This window comes from Pedobacter endophyticus (assembly GCF_015679185.1).
In the GTDB taxonomy this organism is placed as follows: domain Bacteria; phylum Bacteroidota; class Bacteroidia; order Sphingobacteriales; family Sphingobacteriaceae; genus Pedobacter; species Pedobacter endophyticus.
Genome location: NZ_CP064939.1, coordinates 2,284,665 through 2,307,652 on the forward strand (window position 1 = coordinate 2,284,665; position 22,988 = coordinate 2,307,652).

Sequence of the window (22,988 nt, forward strand, 5' to 3'; positions counted from 1 at the left end):
ATGGAAAATAAATTAATAGCGATAGAAGATATATGCGCCCACCATCAGATCGAAATCAACTTCATTAAATCACTTGAAGATGTTGGCCTCATCCAAACCACAGTGGTGAAACAAACATTCTTCTTAAATGCTGATGAGCTGACAAAGCTCGAGCGTTTTTTACGTTTAAGTCACGATTTAGACATTAATTTCGAGGGCCTTCATGCCGTTTCTCACTTGCTAGAACAGCTTAACAATATGCAGGAGGAGATGAGTTCATTAAAGAATGAGTTGAACTATTACAAACAAATGCAGTAGGCAGTGGGCAACTGACTAATGAACCAATTGACCAATGTCAGTCATCCGATGAATATCGACATGCCGCTTATATTCATCGGATGACTCAATAACTAATGAACCAATGACCAATGTCAGTCATCCGATGAATATCGACATGCCGCTTATATTCATCGGATGACTTAATGACCAATGAACCAATGACCAATGTCAGTCATCCGATGAATATCGACATGCCGCTTATATTCATCGGATGACTCAATAACTAATGAACCAATTGACCAATGTCAGTCATCCGATGAATATCGACATACCGCTTATATTCATCGGATGACTCAATGACCAATGAACTAATGAACCAATGACCAATGTCAGTCATCCGATGAATATCGACATATCGCTTATATTCATCGGATGACTCAATGACCAATGAACCAATTGACCAATGTCAGTCATCCGATGAATATCGACATATCGCTAATATTCATCGGATGACTCAATGACCAATGCACCAAAAACCCATGTTAATCAATCGTTTGCGTAGGAATTCGGTTAAAACTTAAACAAAAATGCCCCTTTTTTTAATATTAGTTTCTTAAATTGGCAATCTAATTATTACGAATGAGCGATCTTTCTTCAAAATTCATCGAAAAAATAAAGGCATCCTATGCGCCTCAAGGCTCATCTATTTATTTAGGTGCCGGCATATTAGGCGGTAGCGTTTATAGCGATGCCGAGGTGAACTTGTCGCTAAAAATGATGAACAGGCACGGGCTGATTGCCGGTGCAACAGGCACAGGAAAAACACGTACACTGCAATTATTGGCCGAGCAACTATCAGACGCTGGTGTTCCGGTTTTTATGCTCGATGTGAAAGGCGACTTATCCGGATTGAACCAACCTGGCAGTATCAACCCCAAAATTGAGGAAAGAGCAGCGCAACTCAACAAAACCTTTACGCCAACAGGCTTCCCAATCGAGGTTTTTTCACTTTCTGGCAAACTCGGTGCACAAATGCGGGCAACGGTATTAGAGTTTGGGCCAACGCTACTTTCGAAGGTTTTAGATTTGAATGATACCCAGGCGGGCGTTATGGCGGTAATTTTCAAATATGCCGACGATAACAAAATGCCCATAATCGATTTGAATGATCTGAAAAAACTGCTTTCTTACCTTTCGGCGGGTGCAGGTGCGAAGGAAATAAAGGAAAGTTACGGCAGTATCTCGGGTGCAACATCGAGCACCATTTTACGAAAAATTGTGGCTATCGAACAGCAAGGGCTGGCCGGAATGTTTGGAGAAAAATCTTTCGATGCCGACGATTTATTTGAGCGTATAGATGGCAAGGGCGTAATCAGTCTGTTAAATATTGCCGATGTACAAAATCAGCCCGTTTTATATTCTACATTTCTGTTAAGCTTGCTCGCCGAGCTCTTTAATACGTTGCCCGAAGTGGGCGATTTGGACAAGCCCAAGTTGGTTTTCTTTTTCGATGAGGCTCACTTACTGTTCAATAATTCATCGAAAACATTTTTAGAGCAAATTGAAACTATCATTCGGCTCATCAGATCGAAGGGAGTTGGCGTGTTCTTTTGTACCCAGGCCCCAACAGATATACCTCAAAGCGTATTAAGTCAGTTGGGCAACCGCGTACAGCATGCGCTAAGGGCATTTACGCCGAACGATGTCGATGCACTGAGAAAAACGGTTAACACTTATCCAAAGTCTGATTTTTACGAAATAGATAAAGTGCTAACTGCGCTTGGAACGGGGCAAGCTCTGGTTACTGTATTAAACGAGAAAGGGATACCAACAGAGGTGTCTGCAACCATGCTAACGCCACCTCGGGCAGTAATGGGTCCACTAACATCGGCCGATTTCGAGCGCCTGGTAAACGCAAGTGCGATGTATAACAAATACAAAGAAACATCCGATCCGGAAAGTGCATATGATATACTAACAAAGCGTATAAACGAGCAGACGGCGGCCGAAGAGCAGGTAAAGGCAGAGGCCGATGCCAAAGAGCAAGAAGCGATAGATAGTAAGCCAAAGCCGGGCGAAAAAAGCCTGGTTGAACAAGTAATGGGCGCCACAATTACCCGTCAAATCGGCAAAGAAATTGTTAGGGGAATATTTGGTATGTTAACCGGGAAAAAAACACGAACAAGGAGTGGCGGCGGTTTATTCGGCCTTTAACAATTACATAACCCAATAGTACAAAATACCTATATGAAATTTAACGCTCAAAACACTATTTTAGCAATATGAAACCTACCCTATTAATATTGGCTGCAGGTATGGCAAGCCGTTACGGAAGTATGAAACAGATTGATGGATTTGGACCTAATGGTGAAACCATCATCGATTACTCGATATATGATGCAATTAACGCCGGATTTGGCAAAGTTGTATTCATCATCAAAGAAGAATTTGTAGAAAATTTTAAATCGATTTTCGAGCCTAAATTGAACGGAAGAATTGAAACTGATTACGTTTTTCAGAATTTCGATTTAACTCAATTTGGTATCGAAGAAGAAATTTACAGAGAAAAGCCCTGGGGAACTGCCCATGCAATTTTATCTGGAAGAAAAGTGGTTAAAGAACCATTTTGTGTAATCAACGCCGACGATTATTATGGATTTGACGCTTTTAAAAAGATGGTCGATTTCTTAACCACCGAGGCTACAGATAGCAATTACTCTATTATAGGCTATGAGATCGGAAAAACACTTTCGGAGTTTGGCGCCGTGTCTCGCGGTGTTTGCAAGGTAGACGCATCAGGCAATTTAGAAGAAATTGTAGAACGGACAAAGGTTTATCCAAAAGACGGAAAAATCTTTTACGAAGAAGATGGTGAGGAATTTCCACTGAGCTTCGATACCCCGGTTTCGATGAACTTTTGGGGCTTTACTCCCGCGGTTTTCAACATTACGGAAAAGCTTTTCGTTGAATTTGCACAGGCAAACAAGGACAAGCCAAAAGCTGAATTTTTTATTCCATTAATAGGCGAAAGTCTGGTAAAAAGTGGTCAGGCAACCTTTAAAGTTGTGCCTACATCAAATAAATGGTTTGGCGTAACCTATAAAGAAGATAAACCTTATGTTCAGGACAGTATAAACCAATTGGTTGAAAACGGAACGTACCCGGAAAAACTATGGAGTTAAATTTAGATTCCGAAGTTTTAAGCGCCTACGGATACACTAAAGAAGATACAGAAATAACACAAATAGGTACGGGTTTAATTAACCGTACTTATTTGCTTGCGCCTGTATCTGCCCATAAAAAATTTATACTTCAAAACATTAATACAGCGGTATTTAAAAATCCGCAGACCATTGCAACCAACCTCAAAGCTGTTGGAAGTTACCTGAAATCAAACTATAGCGACTACCTGTTTATTGAGCCCGTTTCGACAATTGATGGCGAGGAAATGGCCTTTGTAAAGGGAGCATACTGGCGCATGCTTCCTTTTGTGCCCGATACGGTTTCGTTAGATGTTTTAACCGATCCAAAGCAAGCATACGAAGCAGCCAAACAATTCGGCAAACTGAGCCGTTTGTTGAACAACTTTGATGCATCGATGCTGGAAGATACCATTCCGCGCTTTCACGATCTGGATTTACGCTTCGAGCAGTTCAGCACTGTTTTAACTGAAACATCAGACGAGCTGAAAGAACTGGCAAAAACCGAAATAGATGGCGCCTTAAGACATAGGTACATTCTTGACCATTTTAAATCGTATTCACATCGCACCGATTTCCCGGACCGCGTAATGCACCATGATACGAAAATCAGCAACGTATTATTAAACGATAGAACATTTACCGGTGTTTGCGTTATAGATTTAGATACCATTATGCCAGGCAAATTTGTTTCGGATTTGGGCGACATGATGCGGACGTATTTATGTGCTTTTTCTGAAAATGAAACGGATTTGAGCAAGATTAAAATCCGCTTGCCTTACTTTGAAGCTACCGTTAAGGGTTATTTATCAGAAATGAAGGATATCTTAACTCCTACCGAAAAAGAACTTATCTTATTTTCTGGCCGATATATCATCTATATGCAGGCGTTGCGGTTTTTAACCGATTTCTTGAATGGCGATGTCTACTACCCTATCAATTACCCGACGCAAAATCTGGATCGGGCCAAAAATCAATTTGCTTTACTTCACGAGCTATCGGTAAACGAGAAGGAATTACAAGATATTATTGAGGCGAATTTATGAGGTGCGTCGGTTGAAACCGACGGCAAGGAGAACAAAGCAGTAGCCTAAAAATAAGCTATCAGAATAGATTGCAGGCTAGGCATATATTACCGTCGGTTGAAACCGACGGCAATGAGGACAAACTAAAAGCGCTTTGCACTAAATACCGTCGGTTGAAACCGACGGCAATGAGACCAACCGAAAGCACTTTGCACTAAAATACAGTCGGTTGAAACCGACGGCAATGAGGGCGAAGCACTACCCTAAAATTAAGCTATCAGAATAGATTGCAGGCTAGGCATATATTACCGTCGGTTGAAACCGACGGCAATGGGGACCAACCGAAAGCACTTTGCACTAAAATACAGTCGGTTGAAACTGACGGCAATAGGAAGAAGCACTGTCCTAAAATTAAGCTATCAGAACCGATTGCAAGGTTAGCCCCCATGCATGCATTTGGAGAACAAAGCAATACCCTAAAAATTAACCTATCAGAACCGATTATTGCAAGGTTAGCCCCCATGCATGCATTTGCCGTCGGTTTCAACCGACGGAACAAAAGAACACATTTCCCTGGGCTTTAGCCCAACCTTAACACTCAAATACGCCCACAAAAAAAAGCGCTCCGATTTTCATCAGAACGCTTTTCTATATCCTCCCAAGACTTTCGACTCAGGACTTGAGACTAAAGACTATTTCTTATCGTCTTCCTTTACTTCTTCAAAATCAACATCAGTAACGTTATCGCCGCCACCTTGAGGCTGACCATCAGCTTGTGGTTGTTCACCACCTTGAGGTTGCTCACCGGCTTTGTACATTTCTTCTGACGCTGCGTTCCAGGCATTTTGTAATTCAGCTTGCGCTGCATCGATGTCTGCAAAGTTACGAGAAGCATGTGCTGCTTTTAATTTCTCTAAACCCGATTCGATTGGTGCTTTTTTATCAGCAGATAATTTTTCACCAAACTCTTTCAATTGTTTCTCCGTAGAGAAGATTAAAGCATCAGCAGCATTGATTTTATCAACTTCTTCTTTAGCTTTTGCATCAGCTTCGGCGTTTGCTTCAGCTTCTTGCTTCATTTTCTGAATTTCAGCATCAGTTAAACCTGAAGAAGCTTCGATACGGATTTTTTGCTCTTTACCAGTAGCTTTATCCTTTGCACTTACATGTAAAATACCGTTAGCATCAATATCGAACGATACTTCTATCTGAGGCACACCACGAGGTGCTGGTGGAATACCATCTAAAATAAAGCGACCAATTGTACGGTTTTGAGCAGCCATTGGGCGCTCGCCTTGTAAAATGTGGATCTCTACAGATGGCTGGTTATCAGCTGCAGTTGAGAATGTTTCCGATTTTTTGGTTGGTATCGTAGTGTTCGACTCAATTAATTTGGTCATCACACCACCCATTGTTTCAATACCTAACGATAAAGGCGTAACATCTAGCAACAATACATCTTTCACATCGCCAGTTAACACACCACCTTGAATAGCAGCACCAATTGCCACAACTTCATCAGGGTTAACACCTTTGCTTGGTTCTTTACCAAAGAAAGCTTTAACAGCATCCTGAATAGCAGGAATACGAGTTGAACCACCAACTAAAATAATCTCGTCGATATCGCTTGTGCTTAAACCCGCATTTTTCAAAGCTGATTTACAAGGTTCGATAGTGCGTTTGATTAAGCTATCGGCCAATTGCTCAAATTTAGCACGGCTTAACGTACGCACTAAGTGTTTCGGGCCGCTGGCATCAGCAGTAATATAAGGCAAGTTAATTTCGGTAGAGGTTGTGCTTGATAACTCGATCTTAGCTTTCTCAGCAGCTTCTTTTAAACGTTGTAAAGCCATCGGATCCTTAGAAAGGTCCATGCTGTTTTCCGATTTAAATTCGTCAGTTAACCAATCGATAATTACGTGGTCAAAGTCATCACCACCAAGGTGCGTATCACCATCAGTAGATTTTACTTCAAAAACACCATCGCCCAACTCCAATACAGAAACGTCATGCGTACCACCACCACAGTCAAACACAACAATTTTCATGTCTTTATGTGCTTTATCCAAGCCATAAGCCAAAGCTGCAGCAGTAGGTTCGTTAATGATACGTTTTACAGATAAACCTGCAATTTCACCAGCCTCTTTAGTAGCCTGACGTTGCGCATCGTTAAAGTAAGCTGGCACAGTAATAACCGCTTCAGTAACTTCCTGACCCAAGAAATCCTCAGCAGTTTTCTTCATTTTCTGAAGAATCATCGCAGAAATTTCCTGTGGAGTATATTTTCTATCGTCGATTTCAACACGTGGCGTGTTGTTGTCGCCTTTAACAACTTTGTAAGGAATACGTCCAGCCTCTTTCGCACTTTCGTCGAAGCTGTTTCCCATAAAGCGCTTAATTGAATATATTGTTTTTGTTGGGTTGGTTATAGCCTGACGTTTAGCAGGCTCGCCAACTTTACGCTCACCGTTTTCTGCAAAAGCAACAATAGACGGTGTAGTACGTTTACCCTCGCTGTTCGCAATAACTACAGGCTCATTGCCCTCCATTACGCTCACGCAAGAGTTTGTTGTTCCTAAGTCTATTCCAATAATTTTTCCCATTGTATTTGTATTTCTCTTTTAATATATAATTTCTACTCTATTAAACAATGCCTGTGCCAATTGGTTTTTGGCAGTAAATATTAAGAAAAGCCTGATAAAATGTAAAAAACAACACGATTTGATACTGACAGCATGACAGAAATTAGCTTAAAGCTTAAAGACTAAAGCAGAAAGGTGAAGGCGGAAAGGTGAAAGCAGAAAGATTATAGGCAAAGTGGAAAGCTTGGTTCCTAAATTAATCCGGAAATGGAAGTTTGAATCTCGTTGGGAGCACCTGCCCCGCCGTTGCCGAGAAGTAGCTACAAGACATTTAAAAACACAAAGACACCTTGCAAATCAAATTTAGCAGGGCGGAATGCCAAAATAATGCAGTTAAAGCAGCTTTTTCTCTTGAAATAATTATCAAACTGAGGTTAACCGCAAATCAATTAAAACCCAACACATTGGTTAAAACCAACGGTAATGAAAAGTAGATAATCCTTCGATTTATTCGTATCTTTAATTTAAAAATCCCATATGATGCATTTACCAGCAGAAATTTTCATCGGTATTGTCGCCATGATACACATCTACATTTTATGGCTAGAAATGTTCGCCTGGACAACGAGCGCACCGAAAGTGTTTAAAACCATTCCTAAAGATCTGTTTGTGCCTACAAAAACGCTAGCGGCCAACCAGGGATTGTATAACGGTTTTTTGGCAGCAGGCTTAATCTGGTCGCTCTGCATAAACGATCGTCAATGGCAATTGTATGTTGCCGTATTCTTCTTAACCTGTGTAATCATTGCCGGAATTTACGGTGCAGCAACAGCCAGTAAAAAAATCCTATACGTACAATCGATACCCGCATTAGTAGCGTTGATCTTATTGCATTTGTAATTACGAAAAGATAAAAGCATGAAAAACGCTCTATTTTTTATTCTTCTTATTACCCTTTACAGCTTTAAACCACAAGCACATCAAAAAATAAGCGAATCGAAAATCAGTGCTGCATTAGCGTTCTGCCAAAAAGATAATATGGACACTTCTCTCGTCATCATGATTGATATGAGCATTCATTCGGGCAAAAACAGGCTTTTTGTTTACGATTTTGAGAAAGAAGCAGTCATTATTGAGGGGCTTTGCGCTCATGGCGTAGGCCGTGGAAGTACAGCAACCAAGCCAGTGTTCAGCAATGAGGTAGGAAGCAACTGCACCTCCCTGGGAAAGTTTAGCGTTAAAGGCCGCTCGTATAGCAATTGGGGAATCAACATCCACTATAAAATGTATGGGTTGGAAAAAACAAACAGCAATGCTTTTAAAAGAATAGTTGTCTTGCATTCCTACACACCAGTTCCTAATAAAGAAATTTATCCCCAAACCTTATTCGGACAAAGTGCTGGCTGCCCGGTTTTATCAGATGCTACGATGAAAAAAATCGATGATTTATTAAAGACCAAGAAAAAGCCAGTCTTGCTTTGGATTTATACTTGACAAACGGAATAAAAGATTTCTCGCCTGCGCTTCAAATGACGACCTTTCTTAAGTACTACCTTTTTAACACTGAATTTAAACAGAATGATGATTTCATCATGCTACAGCTCCAACAACTTTTCTAAATGATGGTAACCGATACCGAAATAAGCTTTGCTCGCTCTAATTTTTTGCAAAACTTCTGCCTGCCTTTCGCTTTGGTCTTTAGGTTTTGGGCTTTCAGCCTTTCTAACTCCAACCACAAGCACATTCTTGGGCGTGTGCGCATCAGAAATGAATTCAAAAACCTTCGTTTTATATCCGAAATATTCGAGGATCAGCGCACGGATTCCATCGGTAACCATTTCTGCCTGACGCTCTAAAAATATACCATATTTTGTTAAAAACGTTACATCGTTCTTAACTTTATGCTGCTCAATTTCTCTACGGATTTGCTTATGGCAGCACGGAGCAACCACAATTAATTCGGCATTGGCCTTAATGCCTTTAAAAATGGCGTCGTCGGTAGCCGTATCGCAGGCATGAAGTGCAATTAACAAATTTACATTTTCAGCATTATAGCCCTCAATTGTTCCCTCAACGAAATTTAGTTGATCAAAGCCCGATTTCCCCGCAACGGCATTGCATAAATCAACCATATCTTTTCGAAACTCAACGCCCACAACTTCGGCATCCAACTTCAAAGCAGAGTGCAAATAATCGTACAGAGCAAAGGTTAAATAACCCTTGCCCGAGCCCATATCGGCAACTTTTTTAATTGTACCTTCGGGCAACTCTTTAATTAGCGAACTTAATATTTCGATATAATGATTAATCTGACGGAACTTATCCTGCGCATTCTTAAACACTTTTCCGTCTTCATCTGTAATCTTCAGCTCCGTTAAATATCTTTTCGATTCGGACCTAATCAATCGAGATTTCTCTTTATCGTGGCTCACTTTGGGCACTTCTTTTACAGTAGCTTTTACTTCCCTTAGCACAATTTTCCCATTGTTTAATTCCTCAAAAATTAAGTCTTTCTCGGTTGTAAAAAGCGTTCCGATCTTAAATCCGGTATGCAAATATTCAGCAATCAAATTCACGCCTTCATTCGGCGCAAAGTTTTTGACCACATCGCGGGTTTTGTACCGAAAGGTAAAGGCCAGTTTATCTTCGCGTTTTATTACAACCCTTCTTACAAGAATTTGCTTTAAAGCTTCATCATCGCCTTTATAATTTCCCAAAGAAATTTTCACGAAGTTTTGGGCGGCCATGCTCGTTTCTATGGCTGAAATAAACTGTTCTATCTGTGCTGAAAATACCATCGATAAGTTTTAAAACACAAAGATAAACCAATTTATTTTTGAATTGGGTGAATGCGAAAATGTAACAATAGAGCGACTTTTAAACCTACAAAATAAGTTACTTAAACTACATTCGTTTATATAGTCGACAGGTTATATTAATGATTAAATCCAGATCGTAACTTGAAAGATCGCTATCTGTAATCATTCCAAAGAGCCAAATGAATTCCATTTTAAAAAAAATAAGATTATTTTAGGAAGAATAAAAGAATCAAACATATATAATGAGTGACTTTCAGATAAAAAAATCGCCTACGGTTTACGATGCCATTGTTGTTGGCTCGGGCGCTGGCGGCGGAATGGCGGCATACGTTCTGGCAAATGCCGGCCAAAAGGTTTTAATGCTCGAAGCCGGACAATACTTCGATCCCCGTTTAGATTCTCACCAATTGAAATGGCCCTGGGAATCGCCGCGACGTGGCGCAGGAACAGTAAGGCCCTTTGGCGATTTTGATGCTTCGTACGGAGGCTGGGAGTTGGAGGGCGAACCTTATACGCAGAAAAACAAAACGGAATTCGAGTGGTTTCGCTCACGGATGCTTGGTGGCCGTACCAACCATTGGGGCAGGATCTCTTTAAGGATGGGGCCACAGGATTTTAAACCAACGGATGGATTGACAGACCCCTGGCCTATTACTTACGCAGATGTTAAGCCTTTTTACGATAAAGTAGATCGCATGATCGGGATTTACGGAACGGTTGAAGGAATAGAAAACGAGCCTGACGGTATTTTTATGAAACCGCCGAAGCCACGCTTAAACGAGTTATTTATTAAAAAAGGCGCCGAAAAAGCTGGCGTAAAAGTAATTACAGGCCGCGGAGCTGTTATGACAGAGGCAATAAAGGGAAACAACGATCGTGCACCTTGTTTCTATTGCGGCCAGTGTGGCCGAAGTTGCAAGGTTTATGGCGATTTCTCGGCATCATCGTGCCTCGTTATTCCAGCGGTAAAAACGGGTAACTTGACCGTAATTACCGACGCGATGGTTCGTGAGGTAATTACCGATAAAGACGGCACGGCAAAAGGCGTTTCGTACGTGAATAGAAAAGATTTGCAAGAATATCAGGTGAACGGAAAACTGGTTATTTTGGGTGCCAGTGCATGCGAATCGGCCCGAATTCTCCTTAATTCAAAGTCATCAGCGCATCCCGGCGGCCTGGCAAACAGCAGCGGCGTAGTCGGAAAATACCTTCACGATTCTACAGGGGCTGGCGTTTACGGTTTTCTACCGCAATTAATGGATAGAAAACGTTATAACGAAGATGGGCTCGGAAGTGTTCACATTTACTCTCCGTGGTGGCTTGATAACAAAAAATTAAACTTCCCAAGGGGATATCATATCGAATATGGTGGTGGCTTAGGCATGCCTTCTTATGGATTTGGTAGCGGCATGGACAAACTGAACGGCATGGTGCCCGACAGAAATGGCAAAATGAAAGAAGCTGGCGGATATGGCAAATCTTTAAAAGATGATTATCGCCGCTTTTATGGCACAAGCGTTGGTATGGCCGGCCGTGGAACTGCAATTGCCAGAGCCGACAATTATTGCGAAATCGATCCCAATATGGTCGATAAATATGGCATACCTGTGTTGAGGTTCAACTACACCTGGGCAAAAGAAGAAATTTTGCAGGCGAAACACATGCAAGAAACTTTCTTATCCATTATGAAAGAAATGGGCGCCGTAGTAACCTCAAAAATTCATGGCCCCGAAACCAATTACGGCTTATTAAATCCCGGAAAAATCATTCACGAGGTTGGAACAATTCGCATGGGCGACGACCCTAAAAAATCTGCACTGAATAAGTATTGCCAGGCACACGACTGCAAGAATTTGTTTGTTGTTGATGCCGGCCCTTTTGTACAGCAGGGTGATAAAAATGCAACCTGGACCATCCTGGCCCTCTCAATGCGAACTGCAGAATATATTTTAGCTCAAAAGAAAAAACAAACCATTTAACATGAACAGACGAGATTCCATAAAGGCTTTGGGCTTAACCGCTTTGAGTACAGCTGTACTGGTTGAAGCCTGTAAACAGCCCGAAAATACGAGTGACAAACCGATTCCTGTTGAGGAACCAAAGGTAGAGGCCGGACGCGAGCAGTGGGAGGTAGAAAGAGATAAAGCGCTCAAATCTGTAAAATATTTCAGCGATCACGAAATGGCTACCATAACGGTTTTAGCTGATATTATTATTCCAAAAGATGACGTTTCGGGCAGTGCGTCAGACGCTAAAGTACCTGAGTTTATTGAGTTTATTGTTAAGGATATTCCCGAACATAAGATACCGATGCGCGGCGGCTTAAAATGGCTGGATATTTATTGCTTCAACAAGTTTCAAAAATCTTTTGTCGAAGCGTCGGCCACCGAGCAAATAGCCATTGTTGATGAAATTGCCTATCCGAATAAGGCAAAGCCTGAGGTGCAGCCGGGAGTTGTTTTCTTTAACAGAATGCGTGATTTAACTGCTTCTGGCTTTTACACCACCGAAATGGGTGTAAAAGATATTGGTTATGTAGGCAACTCACCAAACCAATGGGCTGGCGTGCCTGCCGATGTATTGAAACAGTACGGTATGCAAAATGTAACGATATAATTGATAATAAGGAAATCGAGTTCAAACCCAAAGAAGTCAAGTTTTTAAAAACTTGACTTCTTTTTTTTGGCTGCGGACATCCGTTGCTATGGAACTACGGCTTAATGTTCAGTCGCCTTTTCAACCATACATTTAGTCATCATTTCGACTGGAGCGCAGCGAAATGGAGAAATCTTTAAGCTATAAGTTACAAAGATTTCTCCGCTACGGTCGAAATGACGACTACTGAAGGTTTTTTTCCGTCCGTTATTTACTCTAAAATCAGTATCAAACCCTTTCCTTTTTCGACTGGAATCGACTTTCCATCACGATAAGCGCCTGCGGTTTGAAATTTGTCGATATTTGGTGCAGAAATTTTTACCTTGTCGGCATTTAAGCCCAACTTGTTCCAATCGATATTCAGGTTTACCTGGGTATCAGTTTCGTTCCAGCTGGCCAGCGCAATCATGGCTTTACCTTTTTGTTTATAAACAGTTGCTAAAACGTTTGGATTGTCTGTTTTTACAGGGCAGTTTTCGCTCCAATAGCCAATCATTTCTGAACCTTTAATACCGAAGTTGTCCCAGGCTTTCCATAAAGGTTTCGGGTCGCTTTTATCCGACCAACCCAAGCGACTGGTCATGCCGTAAATCATTCCCCGCCACGGATTGCCATCGTCTTGCAGCATCTCGCCCATTAAACCGAACGGAATTCCACTCACCTCGGTCAGAAAGAAATCGGGCGTGTTCTTTTCATAATCGAAATACTCGCCAAACCACAAACGATTTAAGTAAGGAAAATGCTCCATGTATAAAATGGCGCTGTTATTAAATCCATCGCTTTTATTGTACTGGTTGGCTGAGTGTAAATCGATGATCCCGGGATGATTATCTTGTGTTAAAACGCGTTTGATCCTTTTCATTGTTACACGATCAAAAGCCACATCATCCAGATAAACGCCGTCAATCCCAACGTTGTTCACCAGCCAGTTCATTCCTTCTACATAATAGTTGTGCCAACGGTTCATGCCACTGTTTATGATCGCTGCATCCTTAATTTCAGGCACAAACCAGGCGGCAATATAATTAGAATCTAAATGTTCTTGCAGCCAGCTAAAGCCTCCACCCTTGCCGGGCGAGTACACTTCGGTACCTAAGCTGCGCAGCGCAGGCCACTCATAAGCATGGTTTGATAACTCGCGAACGGTGTTATAAATTTTAACTTTCAAACCTTTGGTGTGCGCTTCATCAATGTAATCCTTCATTTTTTTCCATTCGATAAAAGGATAATTTATCCACGGGTTGATTGGCGTAGCATGATGAATGTTGACAACTGAAGCTCCGGTAGCTTTAATGGTATCCAGATCGCCGTATTTGTGGTAAAAACGATTATCCCATTGGAAATCCGTATTTAGTAAATGGAAAGGCGTAATGAGCAGGTTGAAATTGTAATAAAGCACATCGCCCTTTTTCATGGTTCTGGCACCAGTAAAGTTGTCAGCCAACATCGAACTACCTTTTACATTAATCTGTATACCTCCTTTATCGTCGTTGCCCCACGATTTTGGCAACAGTAATGGCTTTTGCAGGTAAAAGTTGGTATTTAGCGGGCGGACATAATTTTCGTCGCGTAAATTGTAGTACAGACCCGCGTTTACGTTCCCAATCCAAACGGCATCCTGGTTTTTATGCGCAACGTCCCATTTCCATTTTACCGTGTCTGGCCGAAAGCCGCCCTTTTCGCCGAGGCCCATTAAATATTTTGTACTTGCTTTATTAAAAGGAATGTGAAAATCGACGTTACTAAAAGCCACATCGTTCAAGGCCGTAACCTTTACCGCATAATGAACGTAACCATCAAACTCTAACGAAGCCTCAATATCCATTTTAAGGTTTTGCGAGGTATTAGTGGCTATCCATTTAACCGTTCCGGCTTCTTTGCTGGTAATTCTAAAGTTATTGGTGGTAAATTTTTCTTGCGTTTTGGATGTGTTAAAGAAATGAAAATGGATTGGTTCGGCTAAAATGTTGTTTGGTTGCTCAACATAAGCCGTCATTTCTGAATTGAAGAACGTTTGAATCTGTTTTGGGAAACCATCGGCATTAATTTCAAACTTTCTTCCCAATAGCGATATCATATTCCCATCAACCTTAAGTGGCGTGTAAGGTGCAACAACCGTATTTGCCTGCGCCATGGTAGAGTTTAGCCAGGTTAATCGCGTTTGTTTGTTCGGAGTTCCGACACCTGCATCGGCCAACACGTCTTTGCCAACAGTCAATTTTACATCAATCGTTTTCGATTTGCCATTCGCTTTTACAGTGAACTTCCCATTATAAATGCCTGCAGATGTCGATTTTGGAATATCAATCGTTATCCACATAGGTTGTACCTCTCCTACGGCAACGTTTACTGTTTCAGTTAAAGGCTTGTTATCGTAACTTGTTCCGTTTGTATTTAAGCAATTGATAAATTTTGCAGGAATCGTTTTTCCTGTTGATGACTTCAAATCGGCAAAAGTAACCTTTACATCCTTTAAGCTCTTCAAAGCATAAACACCGAGCTGAAACGCGTAATTCTCGCCCCTGCTCGCTGTACCGTAAAAAGTATTTGAAACTCCTTTTTGTATCCATCGATAAGGCAGATCATTCTGCATTTTGATTGGATACATCCTATCTTCTGAAAAAACCACAAAAGGTTCGGATGAGTATTCTCGCTTAATCGCTGCTGTTTCTTTTGCAGTTGCAATCACCTCCATCGGATAGAAAGAGTTAAAAGCATCAACAGATTGAACTTCTAAAACGCTTGTATTTACAGGAACATGATTGGCTCTGCTTAACTCTTTGTTTTCTGCCTTTAAATAAACTCCCTTTGGGTAATTGCTTCGGCCCTCGTTTGTGTAAGGCATATAGTAAACATAGTATTTGCCTTTTTGCGGTGCCTCGAAATAAATGTCGGCGCTTTCCCTGCTAAAGTTCTCAGTCCCTAAAACAGTTGCATTATTGCCCTGAGCGTCTTTGATAATGATTTTTTTTAACTGCGGGTTCTCGTCCCTCCTGCGCCAATCTATTTTTGCATGCGCTACATTTCCGGTTCCGGAAAACTGAACGACAACGCGATGATTTCCCAGCGAATCCGGATTCCAGCTATTGTTTCCATTAGTATATTTTAGGATTTGGGCGTGCAAAGAAAGCTGCGCTAGCAAACCACAGAATAGCAAAAGTTTAAACTTCATTTCAAATTTGTTTTGATGCTAATTTATGGATACCTGCCTGAAAAAGCGGTATGTAATGAAAAAATGAGTCAAACGTTTGTGTAGCTTGTATTCGTTCATTCGTCATTGGTACGGCGCAATGTCATCCTGAGCCTAGCGAAGACCGCGAAGCAGCTACGAAGTAAATCCCTACCCCAACACAGAAACTAAAATACCTCACAGGTTTTTTTTGCAATTCGGTTCGTGCGCCTATTCAGGCCAGGATTTCATCGCTTGGAGATCCTTCGTGCGTACCATCGACGTTTTTAGAAACAATACAAAATCGTCATTTTGACCGATTGCTCAATAGCAGTCCATTGGGGAGAAGTCTTTGAACGTTGGATAGAGATTTCTCGGCTGCGCTCGAAATGACGACCTTTTCTAGCAGCCCTCCTCTAAAAAGCGTTGTCATTCCACATTAGTTTTTATCCAGTAATTTACTTCTCAGGATGACAAAAAAACAAAGGGTTCGGCGCAGTGTCATTCTGAGCTTAGCGAAGACCGCGAAGCAGCTACGAAGTAAATCCCTACCCCATCAACACAGAAACTAAAATACCTCACCGACTTTCGCAAATTAGGCGAGTGTGGCGCCAATTTACGTTGGTATTTATCGCTTAGAGATCCTTCGTGCGTACCATCGACGTTTTTAGAAACAATACAAAATCGTCATTTTGACCGATTGCTCAATAGCAGTCCATTGGGGAGAAGTCTTTGAACGTTGGATAGAGATTTCTCGGCTGCGCTCGAAATGACGACCTTTTCTAGCAGTCCTTCTCTACAAAAGCGTTGTCATTCCACATTGGTTTTATCCAGTAAATTACCCCCTCAGGATGACAAAAAAACAAAGGATTCGGCACAGTGTCATTCTGAGCTTAGCGAAGACCGCGAAGCAGCTACGAAGTAATCCCTACGCCATCAACACAGAAACTAAAATACCTCACCGACTTTAGCAAATTAGGCGAGTGCGACGCCAATTCAAGTTGGTATTTTATCGCTTAGAGATCCTTCGCCTCTTAGCATGACAAAAAAAATTGGCTACCGTTGGCTTCAGCTAACGAGCAAAAGCAAAAAAAGTCCTGCTCTTTCGAACAGGACTTTTAAATTTTTCCTTGCGGCCTCTCCTTTAGGGAGGATTCGGTAAGACTTATTCGCCTTTTGCTTCTTCTTTAGCTGGCTCTTCAGTAGCAGGAGCTTCTTCAACAGCAGCTTCCTCAGTAGTAGCTTCTGCAGCAACTGCCTCAGTAGCCTCAGCTTTAGGAGCAGAAGATTTGCTTCTACCACGACGAGTAGTTTTCTTTTCTTCTTTAGCTTCTACATCTTTACCGTAAACTTCGTTATAATCTACCAATTCAATTAAAGCCATCTCAGCGTTATCGCCCATACGGTTGTTTAATTTAATGATACGAGTGTAACCACCCGGACGGTTTGCAACTTTCTCAGCAACCTCGCGGAATAAGATAGTTACCACTTCTTTATCCTGAAGATAAGAGAATACTGTACGACGTGAGTGTGTAGTATCGCTTTTCGATTTAGTGATTAACGGCTCAACATAAGTACGCAAAGCTTTAGCTTTTGCCAAAGTTGTAGTAATTCTTTTCGCTTTAATAAGTGAAGTAGCCATGTTAGCTAACATCGCTTTTCTGTGGCTGTCGGTTCTGCCTAAGTGATTAACTTTTTTACCGTGTCTCATTGTTCTTTTGTTAAGTGTATACCGTCTCTGTCTCAGAGGGAATTATACACTGTTAAAAATTATTTAATTTTCAAATTCCAATAATCAATTTCAAAGAAAATGACAAATGAAACTGATTGTAGCTAGAGTAAAACCGGACTCAAGACTCTCGACTCCGAACTCCAGACTGTTTTATTCTTCGTCTAATTTAAATTTAGACAGGTTCATTCCGAAAGATAAACCTTTTGATTTTACAAGCTCTTGAATCTCTGTTAATGATTTTTTACCGAAGTTTCTGAATTTTAACATATCAGCAACATCGTAAGAAACCAAATCAGCTAAAGTACGGATATCGGCAGCTTTTAAGCAGTTTAATGCTCTAACTGAGAGATCCATATCTACTAATTCAGTTTTAAGGATTTTACGCATGTGTAAAATTTCCTCATCAACTTCTTTAGTTTCTTCTTTTGCCTGAGATTCTAATACCAGGTTCTCATCAGAGAACAACATAAAGTGTTGGATAAGGATCTTAGCCGCTTCTTTTAATGCTTCTTCAGGATGAATTGAACCATCAGTTGAAATATCTAATACCAATTTCTCATAATCCGTTTTTTGTTCAACACGGAAGTTTTCAATTGTGTATTTAACGTTTTTCATTGGTGTGTAGATCGAATCGATAGCGATAACACCTACAACAGCATCAGCAACTTTATTTTCTTCAGCAGGAACATAACCACGACCTTTATTAATGGTTAATTCAACTTCTAAAGTAACCGCTTTATCCATGTTACAAATAACATGCTCAGGGTTTAAAACGGTAAAGTTATTAGAGAATTTAGTAATATCACCAGCTTTAAACTGATCTTGACCGTTTACAATGATGAAAACTTTTTCAGCATCACCAGAATCACCAGTTTTCTTAAAACGTACTTGCTTTAAGTTCAAAATGATATCGGTTAAATCTTCTACAACACCTTTCATGGTAGAAAACTCATGAGAAACGCCTGAAAAACGAATAGTAGTAATAGCATAACCTTCTAAAGAAGAAAGTAAAATTCTTCTTAAGGCATTACCAATTGTTACACCGAAACCGGGCTCTAAAGGACGAAATTCAAATGTACCATCGAAATCTGTCGATTTCTGCATGATCACTTTGTCTGGTTTCTGAAATGCTAAAATTGCCATTTATATTTTTTTAAATTCGTTAGTGAATATATAGTAATAGTAAAAAAGTTAATTACCCTTTGGAGGTAATTAACTATATTATTTATTACTTTGAGTATAACTCGATGATTAAGTTTTCCTTAATGTTTTCTGGAATCTCGTCGCGTTGAGGATAAGTTAAGAACTTTCCTGTTAACTCTTTTGCATCCCACTCTAACCAGGCAAATTTATTAATTGTTCTGCCTGCAACTGAGTTACTAATTGATTCTAATGATTTTGATTTCTCACGAACCGCAACTACATCACCAGCTTTTAACTGATATGAAGGGATATTTACAACTTCACCATTCACGGTTACGTGTTTATGGCTAACTAACTGGCGTGCACCAGAACGGGTTGTTGCAATACCTAAACGGTAAACGGTATTATCTAAACGAGCTTCTAACAATTGAAGTAAGTTATCACCGGTAATACCTGCACGTGAGTTCGCTTTTTTAAACAAGTTACTGAACTGCTTTTCTAAAACACCATAAGTGTATTTTACTTTTTGTTTCTCCATTAACTGGATTGCATACTCAGATTGTTTTCCTCTTCTTTTTGAAACGCCATGTTGGCCAGGAGGATAGTTTTTTCTGTCTAACACTTTATCAGGACCGAAGATTGGTTCTCTGAATTTACGTGCAATTTTTGATTTTGGGCCTGTATATCTTGCCATTTTTTCTGTTTTTAAAGTATCATTCAGCCTGTAACTGAAGATTCTTAGCTTTAAAATTAATTAAACTCTTCTCTTTTTAGGAGGACGACATCCGTTGTGAGGAAGTGGAGTAATATCTTTAATAGACGTTACTTCGATACCTGCTACTTGCAAAGTTCTGATTGCAGATTCGCGACCTGAACCTGGACCTTTTACAAATACTTCAACTTTACGTAAACCTAAATCAAACGCAACTTTACCGCAATCTGAAGCGGCCTGACCTGCTGCATAAGGCGTGTTCTTTTTAGAACCTTTGAAGCCCATTTTACCAGCTGAAGACCAAGAAATAGTTTGTCCGTTGTTGTTTGTTAAGGTAACGATGATGTTGTTGAAAGTAGCATTGATGTGTGCCTGACCAACAGGCTCAATTACAACGATACGTTTTTTTGTTACTTTTTTACTTTTAGCCATTTTATCTTTTAGATTTTAGATATGAGACTTGAGATATGAGACTTTCTCTACCCCGGCACTCAGTATCCTAATTTTTCTCTTGTATTCCAGATTTGAGCAGATTAAAGGATACATTTCTAATATCTCCAATCTCACATCTCATATCTATCTATTACTTAGTAGCTTTTTTCTTGTTAGCAACTGTTTTTCTCTTACCCTTACGAGTACGTGAGTTGTTTTTAGTACGTTGACCACGAGAAGGTAAACCTTTTCTGTGACGTAAACCACGGTAACAACCAATATCCATTAAACGTTTAATGTTTAACTGAACCTCTGAGCGTAAAGCACCTTCTACTTTAATCTCGTCGTTAATCATGGTACGGATTGCTGTCAATTCATCATCAGACCAATCTTGTACTTTTTTGTTCAAATCGATACCTGCAGTAGTCAAAATGCGCTGTGCAGTTGTTCTTCCTATCCCGTAGATATAGGTTAAACCGATCTCTCCTCTTTTGTTTCTTGGTAAATCAATACCTGAAATCCTTGCCATATTTTTGTATGTTTTTAAGTAATTCCGAACGGCGGGCCACCGTTGTACGGTAAATTACAATCTTTTCTAATTACCCTTGACGTTGCTTGTATTTAGGATTTTTCTTGTTGATAACGTAAAGTTTACCTTTACGGCGAATAATCTTGCAATCAGCGCTACGCTTTTTAATTGATGATCTAACTTTCATTTTATTTGTATCTATAAGTAATGCGTCCTTTTGTTAAATCATAAGGAGACATTTCCAATTTAACCTTATCTCCAGGAAGAATTTTGATGTAGTGCATCCGCATCTTTCCCGAAATGTGCGCAATAATCTCATGCCCGTTCTCGAGTTCTACCCGGAACATCGCATTAGATAATGCTTCTCTTATTACTCCGTCTTGTTCAATTGAGGCTTGTTTAGCCATATTTTATTGATTGTTACTTAATTAGCTGCTTCTAAACAGGGATGCAAAATTAAATAAAAAATTTTAATTATTTATTTTTTTTATTGTAAAACTTCTTCGATAATAGAAAAGCTCGATAAAATCTCTGCTTTGCCCTTTTTTACCGCTACAGTGTGCTCAAAATGGGCCGACGGCTTGTTATCTTTTGAGGTTACTGTCCACCCGTCGTTATGAAATTTAACACCGGCAACGCCTGCATTAATCATCGGTTCGATAGCAATCACCATTCCCTCTTCCAACTTTGGGCCCGAACCACGCTTGCCGTAATTTGGAACCTCTGGCTTTTCGTGAAGCTTTACGCCAACACCATGCCCAACCAGTTCCCTAACTACACCAAAACCATTGGCCTCTGCATATTGCTGAACGGCAAAACCAATATCGCCAATACGCATACCAACAACGGCCTTTTCTATACCTAACTCCAGGCAACGTTTCGTAACCTCAATTAGCTTTTGTCTTTCTGCGTCAATTTCTCCGATAGAGAAAGTGTAAGCCGAATCGCCAACGTAATTGTTTAATATTACCCCACAATCAACAGAGATTAAATCACCTTCTTGTATCGCATAATCGCTGGGAAAACCATGAACTACTTGTTCGTTTGGCGAAATGCAGAGCGAATTTGGAAAGCCATTGTAATTTAAAAAAGCTGGAACAGCACCGTGATCGCTAATGAACTCATAGGCGAGCTTATCTAATGATAACGTAGTTACACCCGGTTTTATCACCTTGGCCACTTCGGCCAGGGTTTTAGAAACGAGCATAGCACTTTCTCGTATTAACTCGATCTCTTCAAGAGACTTGTAATAAATTTTCGACATTTATCTCTACTTTTGAATGAGTGAATTTTGAATGAGTGAATAGCTAAAAAGCAATTCATTCATTCTATCATTTCCCAAAGGGACGCCCTTGGCAAAAATGCGCTCATTCAATAATTTATTGTTTACAAAGCCGCATTGCTACTGGCAGCAGGAACACCTGTTCTACCTGTAACTCTGCCGGTTTTCATTAACCCATCGTAGTGACGCATTAGTAGATAACTTTCTATTTGTTGCAAAGTATCTAAAACTACACCTACCAGAATTAATAACGAGGTACCACCAAAGAAATGCGCAAACTCTTGTTTAATACCGAATTTAACGGCTATAGAAGGCAAAATAGCTATGATTGCCAAAAATATTGCACCTGGAAAAGTGATCTTCGAAATAACATCATCAATAAATGTTGATGTTGCTAAGCCCGGCTTGATACCAGGAATAAAACCACCGTTTTTCTTCATATCGTCGCTCATTTGAGTCGGATTTACCGTAATTGCAGTATAGAAGAAAGTAAATGCGATAATTAAGAATGCAAATGTTAAGCTATAAGCTAATGAAGTTGTGTTGCTAAATTGAATTAACCATGAGCCCTGCAATGAAGGAACAAACGACATTAAAGCACCTGGAATAAACATTAACGCCTGTGCGAAAATGATTGGCATAACGCCGGCAGCATTTACCTTTAAGGGGATGTACTGACGAACTCCGCCGAACTGACGGTTACCAACAATTTTCTTTGCGTATTGTACCGGAACTTTGCGTACGCCCTGAACAATTAAAATGGTAAACATTACAACCGCAAATAACGCAACGATCTCTAAAACCAATGCAACCGGACCACCGCCTTCGCTGGCAGAACCCACACGTGCACTGAACTCCTGAGAAATTGCAACTGGTAAACGAGCGATGATACCCACCATAATGATTAGCGATGTACCGTTACCAATACCTTTATCGGTAATTTTTTCACCCAACCACATTACAAATAGCGTACCTGCAGTTAATACAATTGTAGATAACACCAAAAACAGGGTGTTTGGTAATAAAATTGCCTCTTTCGGAACTTGCGTTTTAATGTAACCAACTGATTGAACAATTGTGATTGCTACCGTAAGGTAACGTGTAATCTGGTTCATTTTCTTTCTACCACTTTCGCCCTCTTTCTGCATTTTTTGGAAAGAAGGAACAGCAATACCTAATAGTTGCACCACAATTGATGCAGAGATATAAGGCATTACCCCTAATGCAAGGATAGATACACGAGAAAACGATCCTCCGGCAAACATATCTAGTAAGCCTAAAATTCCCGATTTTTCGTTATCACCTAACGCATTTGGATCTACACCTGGTAAAACCACGTGAGATACGAAACGGTATACCAAAAGAATGAAGAGCGTAAACAAGATACGCTCTTTCAATTCTTGAATTTTCCAGATATTACTTAAAGTAGTAAATAGCTTCTTCATTTAAT

The 22,988-nt window shown here is 40.4% G+C and carries 20 protein-coding genes; 8 read left to right on the forward strand and 12 right to left on the reverse strand.

The window, feature by feature from the left end:
• The 4 genes from IZT61_RS09080 (at window position 1) to IZT61_RS09095 (ending at window position 4,504) form a co-directional block, all read left to right on the forward strand.
• A complete protein-coding gene (locus tag IZT61_RS09080; protein WP_196100837.1) occupies window positions 1–297 on the forward strand; it encodes a chaperone modulator CbpM in 297 nt (98 codons plus the stop codon).
• A 600-nt stretch (window positions 298–897) separates the two neighbouring features.
• Window positions 898–2,472 carry a helicase HerA-like domain-containing protein gene (locus tag IZT61_RS09085; RefSeq protein ID WP_196100838.1) on the forward strand — a complete coding sequence of 525 codons (1,575 nt, stop codon included), beginning with the start codon at window positions 898–900 and terminating at the stop codon, window positions 2,470–2,472.
• 68 nt (window positions 2,473–2,540) lie between these two features.
• A complete protein-coding gene (locus IZT61_RS09090) occupies window positions 2,541–3,440 on the forward strand; it encodes a nucleotidyltransferase family protein (RefSeq protein ID WP_196100839.1) in 900 nt (299 codons plus the stop codon).
• The gene (locus IZT61_RS09095; protein WP_196100840.1) at window positions 3,431–4,504 is read left to right on the forward strand and encodes a phosphotransferase enzyme family protein; all 1,074 of its coding nucleotides are present in this window, start codon (window positions 3,431–3,433) and stop codon (window positions 4,502–4,504) included. The genes IZT61_RS09090 and IZT61_RS09095 overlap by 10 nt, the downstream gene beginning before the upstream one ends.
• A 671-nt stretch (window positions 4,505–5,175) precedes the next feature.
• Here IZT61_RS09095 and dnaK read toward each other — a convergent pair.
• Window positions 5,176–7,086 (reverse strand): molecular chaperone DnaK, encoded by a 1,911-nt coding sequence (dnaK, locus tag IZT61_RS09100; protein ID WP_196100841.1) that lies wholly within the window; start codon window positions 7,084–7,086, stop codon window positions 5,176–5,178.
• Window positions 7,087–7,602: 516 nt separating this feature from the next.
• Between dnaK and IZT61_RS09105 the strand changes: the two genes are divergently transcribed.
• Window positions 7,603–7,965 carry a DUF1304 domain-containing protein gene (locus IZT61_RS09105; protein ID WP_230383915.1) on the forward strand — a complete coding sequence of 121 codons (363 nt, stop codon included), beginning with the start codon at window positions 7,603–7,605 and terminating at the stop codon, window positions 7,963–7,965.
• An 18-nt stretch (window positions 7,966–7,983) separates the two neighbouring features.
• Entirely contained in the window at window positions 7,984–8,559 is a 576-nt protein-coding gene (locus IZT61_RS09110; RefSeq protein ID WP_196100842.1) for a murein L,D-transpeptidase catalytic domain-containing protein, read from the forward strand.
• A gap of 101 nt (window positions 8,560–8,660) precedes the next feature.
• Here IZT61_RS09110 and IZT61_RS09115 read toward each other — a convergent pair whose 3' ends face one another.
• Window positions 8,661–9,863: a class I SAM-dependent methyltransferase gene (locus tag IZT61_RS09115; RefSeq protein ID WP_196100843.1), complete on the reverse strand. Its 1,203-nt coding sequence runs from the start codon at window positions 9,861–9,863 to the stop codon at window positions 8,661–8,663.
• 263 nt (window positions 9,864–10,126) lie between these two features.
• Here IZT61_RS09115 and IZT61_RS09120 point away from each other — a divergent pair, with 263 nt between their 5' ends.
• Both IZT61_RS09120 and IZT61_RS09125 read left to right on the forward strand, forming a co-directional pair.
• The gene (locus tag IZT61_RS09120; protein WP_196100844.1) at window positions 10,127–11,863 is read left to right on the forward strand and encodes a GMC family oxidoreductase; all 1,737 of its coding nucleotides are present in this window, start codon (window positions 10,127–10,129) and stop codon (window positions 11,861–11,863) included.
• Between the two features lies 1 nt (window position 11,864).
• On the forward strand, window positions 11,865–12,500 hold the full coding sequence (locus IZT61_RS09125; RefSeq protein ID WP_196100845.1) for a gluconate 2-dehydrogenase subunit 3 family protein: 636 nt from the start codon (window positions 11,865–11,867) through the stop codon (window positions 12,498–12,500).
• Between the two features lie 250 nt (window positions 12,501–12,750).
• Here IZT61_RS09125 and IZT61_RS09130 read toward each other — a convergent pair whose 3' ends face one another.
• From IZT61_RS09130 to secY, 10 genes are all read right to left on the reverse strand, one after another.
• On the reverse strand, window positions 12,751–15,711 hold the full coding sequence (locus tag IZT61_RS09130; protein ID WP_196100846.1) for a glycoside hydrolase domain-containing protein: 2,961 nt from the start codon (window positions 15,709–15,711) through the stop codon (window positions 12,751–12,753).
• Between the two features lie 1,162 nt (window positions 15,712–16,873).
• Window positions 16,874–17,419, reverse strand: a complete 546-nt coding sequence (rplQ, locus tag IZT61_RS09135) for a 50S ribosomal protein L17 (protein ID WP_196100847.1) — start codon at window positions 17,417–17,419, stop codon at window positions 16,874–16,876.
• 171 nt (window positions 17,420–17,590) lie between these two features.
• Entirely contained in the window at window positions 17,591–18,583 is a 993-nt protein-coding gene (locus IZT61_RS09140; RefSeq protein ID WP_196100848.1) for a DNA-directed RNA polymerase subunit alpha, read from the reverse strand.
• 85 nt (window positions 18,584–18,668) lie between these two features.
• Complete coding sequence (rpsD, locus tag IZT61_RS09145; protein WP_196100849.1) at window positions 18,669–19,277, reverse strand: 30S ribosomal protein S4; 609 nt, start codon at window positions 19,275–19,277, stop codon at window positions 18,669–18,671.
• Window positions 19,278–19,337: 60 nt separating this feature from the next.
• A complete protein-coding gene (gene rpsK, locus IZT61_RS09150) occupies window positions 19,338–19,727 on the reverse strand; it encodes a 30S ribosomal protein S11 (protein WP_010599885.1) in 390 nt (129 codons plus the stop codon).
• A 151-nt stretch (window positions 19,728–19,878) separates the two neighbouring features.
• Complete coding sequence (rpsM, locus tag IZT61_RS09155; protein ID WP_187591694.1) at window positions 19,879–20,256, reverse strand: 30S ribosomal protein S13; 378 nt, start codon at window positions 20,254–20,256, stop codon at window positions 19,879–19,881.
• A gap of 70 nt (window positions 20,257–20,326) precedes the next feature.
• Complete coding sequence (rpmJ, locus tag IZT61_RS09160) at window positions 20,327–20,443, reverse strand: 50S ribosomal protein L36 (protein WP_010599887.1); 117 nt, start codon at window positions 20,441–20,443, stop codon at window positions 20,327–20,329.
• 1 nt (window position 20,444) lies between these two features.
• On the reverse strand, window positions 20,445–20,663 hold the full coding sequence (infA, locus tag IZT61_RS09165) for a translation initiation factor IF-1 (protein WP_010599888.1): 219 nt from the start codon (window positions 20,661–20,663) through the stop codon (window positions 20,445–20,447).
• Window positions 20,664–20,743: 80 nt separating this feature from the next.
• A complete protein-coding gene (map, locus tag IZT61_RS09170) occupies window positions 20,744–21,520 on the reverse strand; it encodes a type I methionyl aminopeptidase (RefSeq protein WP_196100850.1) in 777 nt (258 codons plus the stop codon).
• Window positions 21,521–21,642: 122 nt separating this feature from the next.
• Window positions 21,643–22,983: a preprotein translocase subunit SecY gene (gene secY, locus IZT61_RS09175; RefSeq protein ID WP_196100851.1), complete on the reverse strand. Its 1,341-nt coding sequence runs from the start codon at window positions 22,981–22,983 to the stop codon at window positions 21,643–21,645.
• Between the last annotated feature and the right edge of the window lie 5 nt (window positions 22,984–22,988).

Coding starts and splice junctions, on each gene's coding strand:
- rpsK (WP_010599885.1), bottom strand. CDS start 19,727: ATGGCTAAAAGTAAAAAAGTAACAAAAAAACGTATCGTTGTAATTGAG.
- secY (WP_196100851.1), bottom strand. CDS start 22,983: ATGAAGAAGCTATTTACTACTTTAAGTAATATCTGGAAAATTCAAGAA.
- IZT61_RS09110 (WP_196100842.1), top strand. CDS start 7,984: ATGAAAAACGCTCTATTTTTTATTCTTCTTATTACCCTTTACAGCTTT.
- rpsD (WP_196100849.1), bottom strand. CDS start 19,277: ATGGCAAGATATACAGGCCCAAAATCAAAAATTGCACGTAAATTCAGA.
- IZT61_RS09140 (WP_196100848.1), bottom strand. CDS start 18,583: ATGGCAATTTTAGCATTTCAGAAACCAGACAAAGTGATCATGCAGAAA.
- IZT61_RS09125 (WP_196100845.1), top strand. CDS start 11,865: ATGAACAGACGAGATTCCATAAAGGCTTTGGGCTTAACCGCTTTGAGT.
- IZT61_RS09095 (WP_196100840.1), top strand. CDS start 3,431: ATGGAGTTAAATTTAGATTCCGAAGTTTTAAGCGCCTACGGATACACT.
- IZT61_RS09130 (WP_196100846.1), bottom strand. CDS start 15,711: ATGAAGTTTAAACTTTTGCTATTCTGTGGTTTGCTAGCGCAGCTTTCT.
- IZT61_RS09120 (WP_196100844.1), top strand. CDS start 10,127: ATGAGTGACTTTCAGATAAAAAAATCGCCTACGGTTTACGATGCCATT.
- IZT61_RS09105 (WP_230383915.1), top strand. CDS start 7,603: ATGATGCATTTACCAGCAGAAATTTTCATCGGTATTGTCGCCATGATA.
- IZT61_RS09115 (WP_196100843.1), bottom strand. CDS start 9,863: ATGGTATTTTCAGCACAGATAGAACAGTTTATTTCAGCCATAGAAACG.
- rplQ (WP_196100847.1), bottom strand. CDS start 17,419: ATGAGACACGGTAAAAAAGTTAATCACTTAGGCAGAACCGACAGCCAC.
- rpsM (WP_187591694.1), bottom strand. CDS start 20,256: ATGGCAAGGATTTCAGGTATTGATTTACCAAGAAACAAAAGAGGAGAG.
- infA (WP_010599888.1), bottom strand. CDS start 20,663: ATGGCTAAACAAGCCTCAATTGAACAAGACGGAGTAATAAGAGAAGCA.
- IZT61_RS09085 (WP_196100838.1), top strand. CDS start 898: ATGAGCGATCTTTCTTCAAAATTCATCGAAAAAATAAAGGCATCCTAT.
- IZT61_RS09080 (WP_196100837.1), top strand. CDS start 1: ATGGAAAATAAATTAATAGCGATAGAAGATATATGCGCCCACCATCAG.
- dnaK (WP_196100841.1), bottom strand. CDS start 7,086: ATGGGAAAAATTATTGGAATAGACTTAGGAACAACAAACTCTTGCGTG.
- rpmJ (WP_010599887.1), bottom strand. CDS start 20,443: ATGAAAGTTAGATCATCAATTAAAAAGCGTAGCGCTGATTGCAAGATT.
- IZT61_RS09090 (WP_196100839.1), top strand. CDS start 2,541: ATGAAACCTACCCTATTAATATTGGCTGCAGGTATGGCAAGCCGTTAC.
- map (WP_196100850.1), bottom strand. CDS start 21,520: ATGTCGAAAATTTATTACAAGTCTCTTGAAGAGATCGAGTTAATACGA.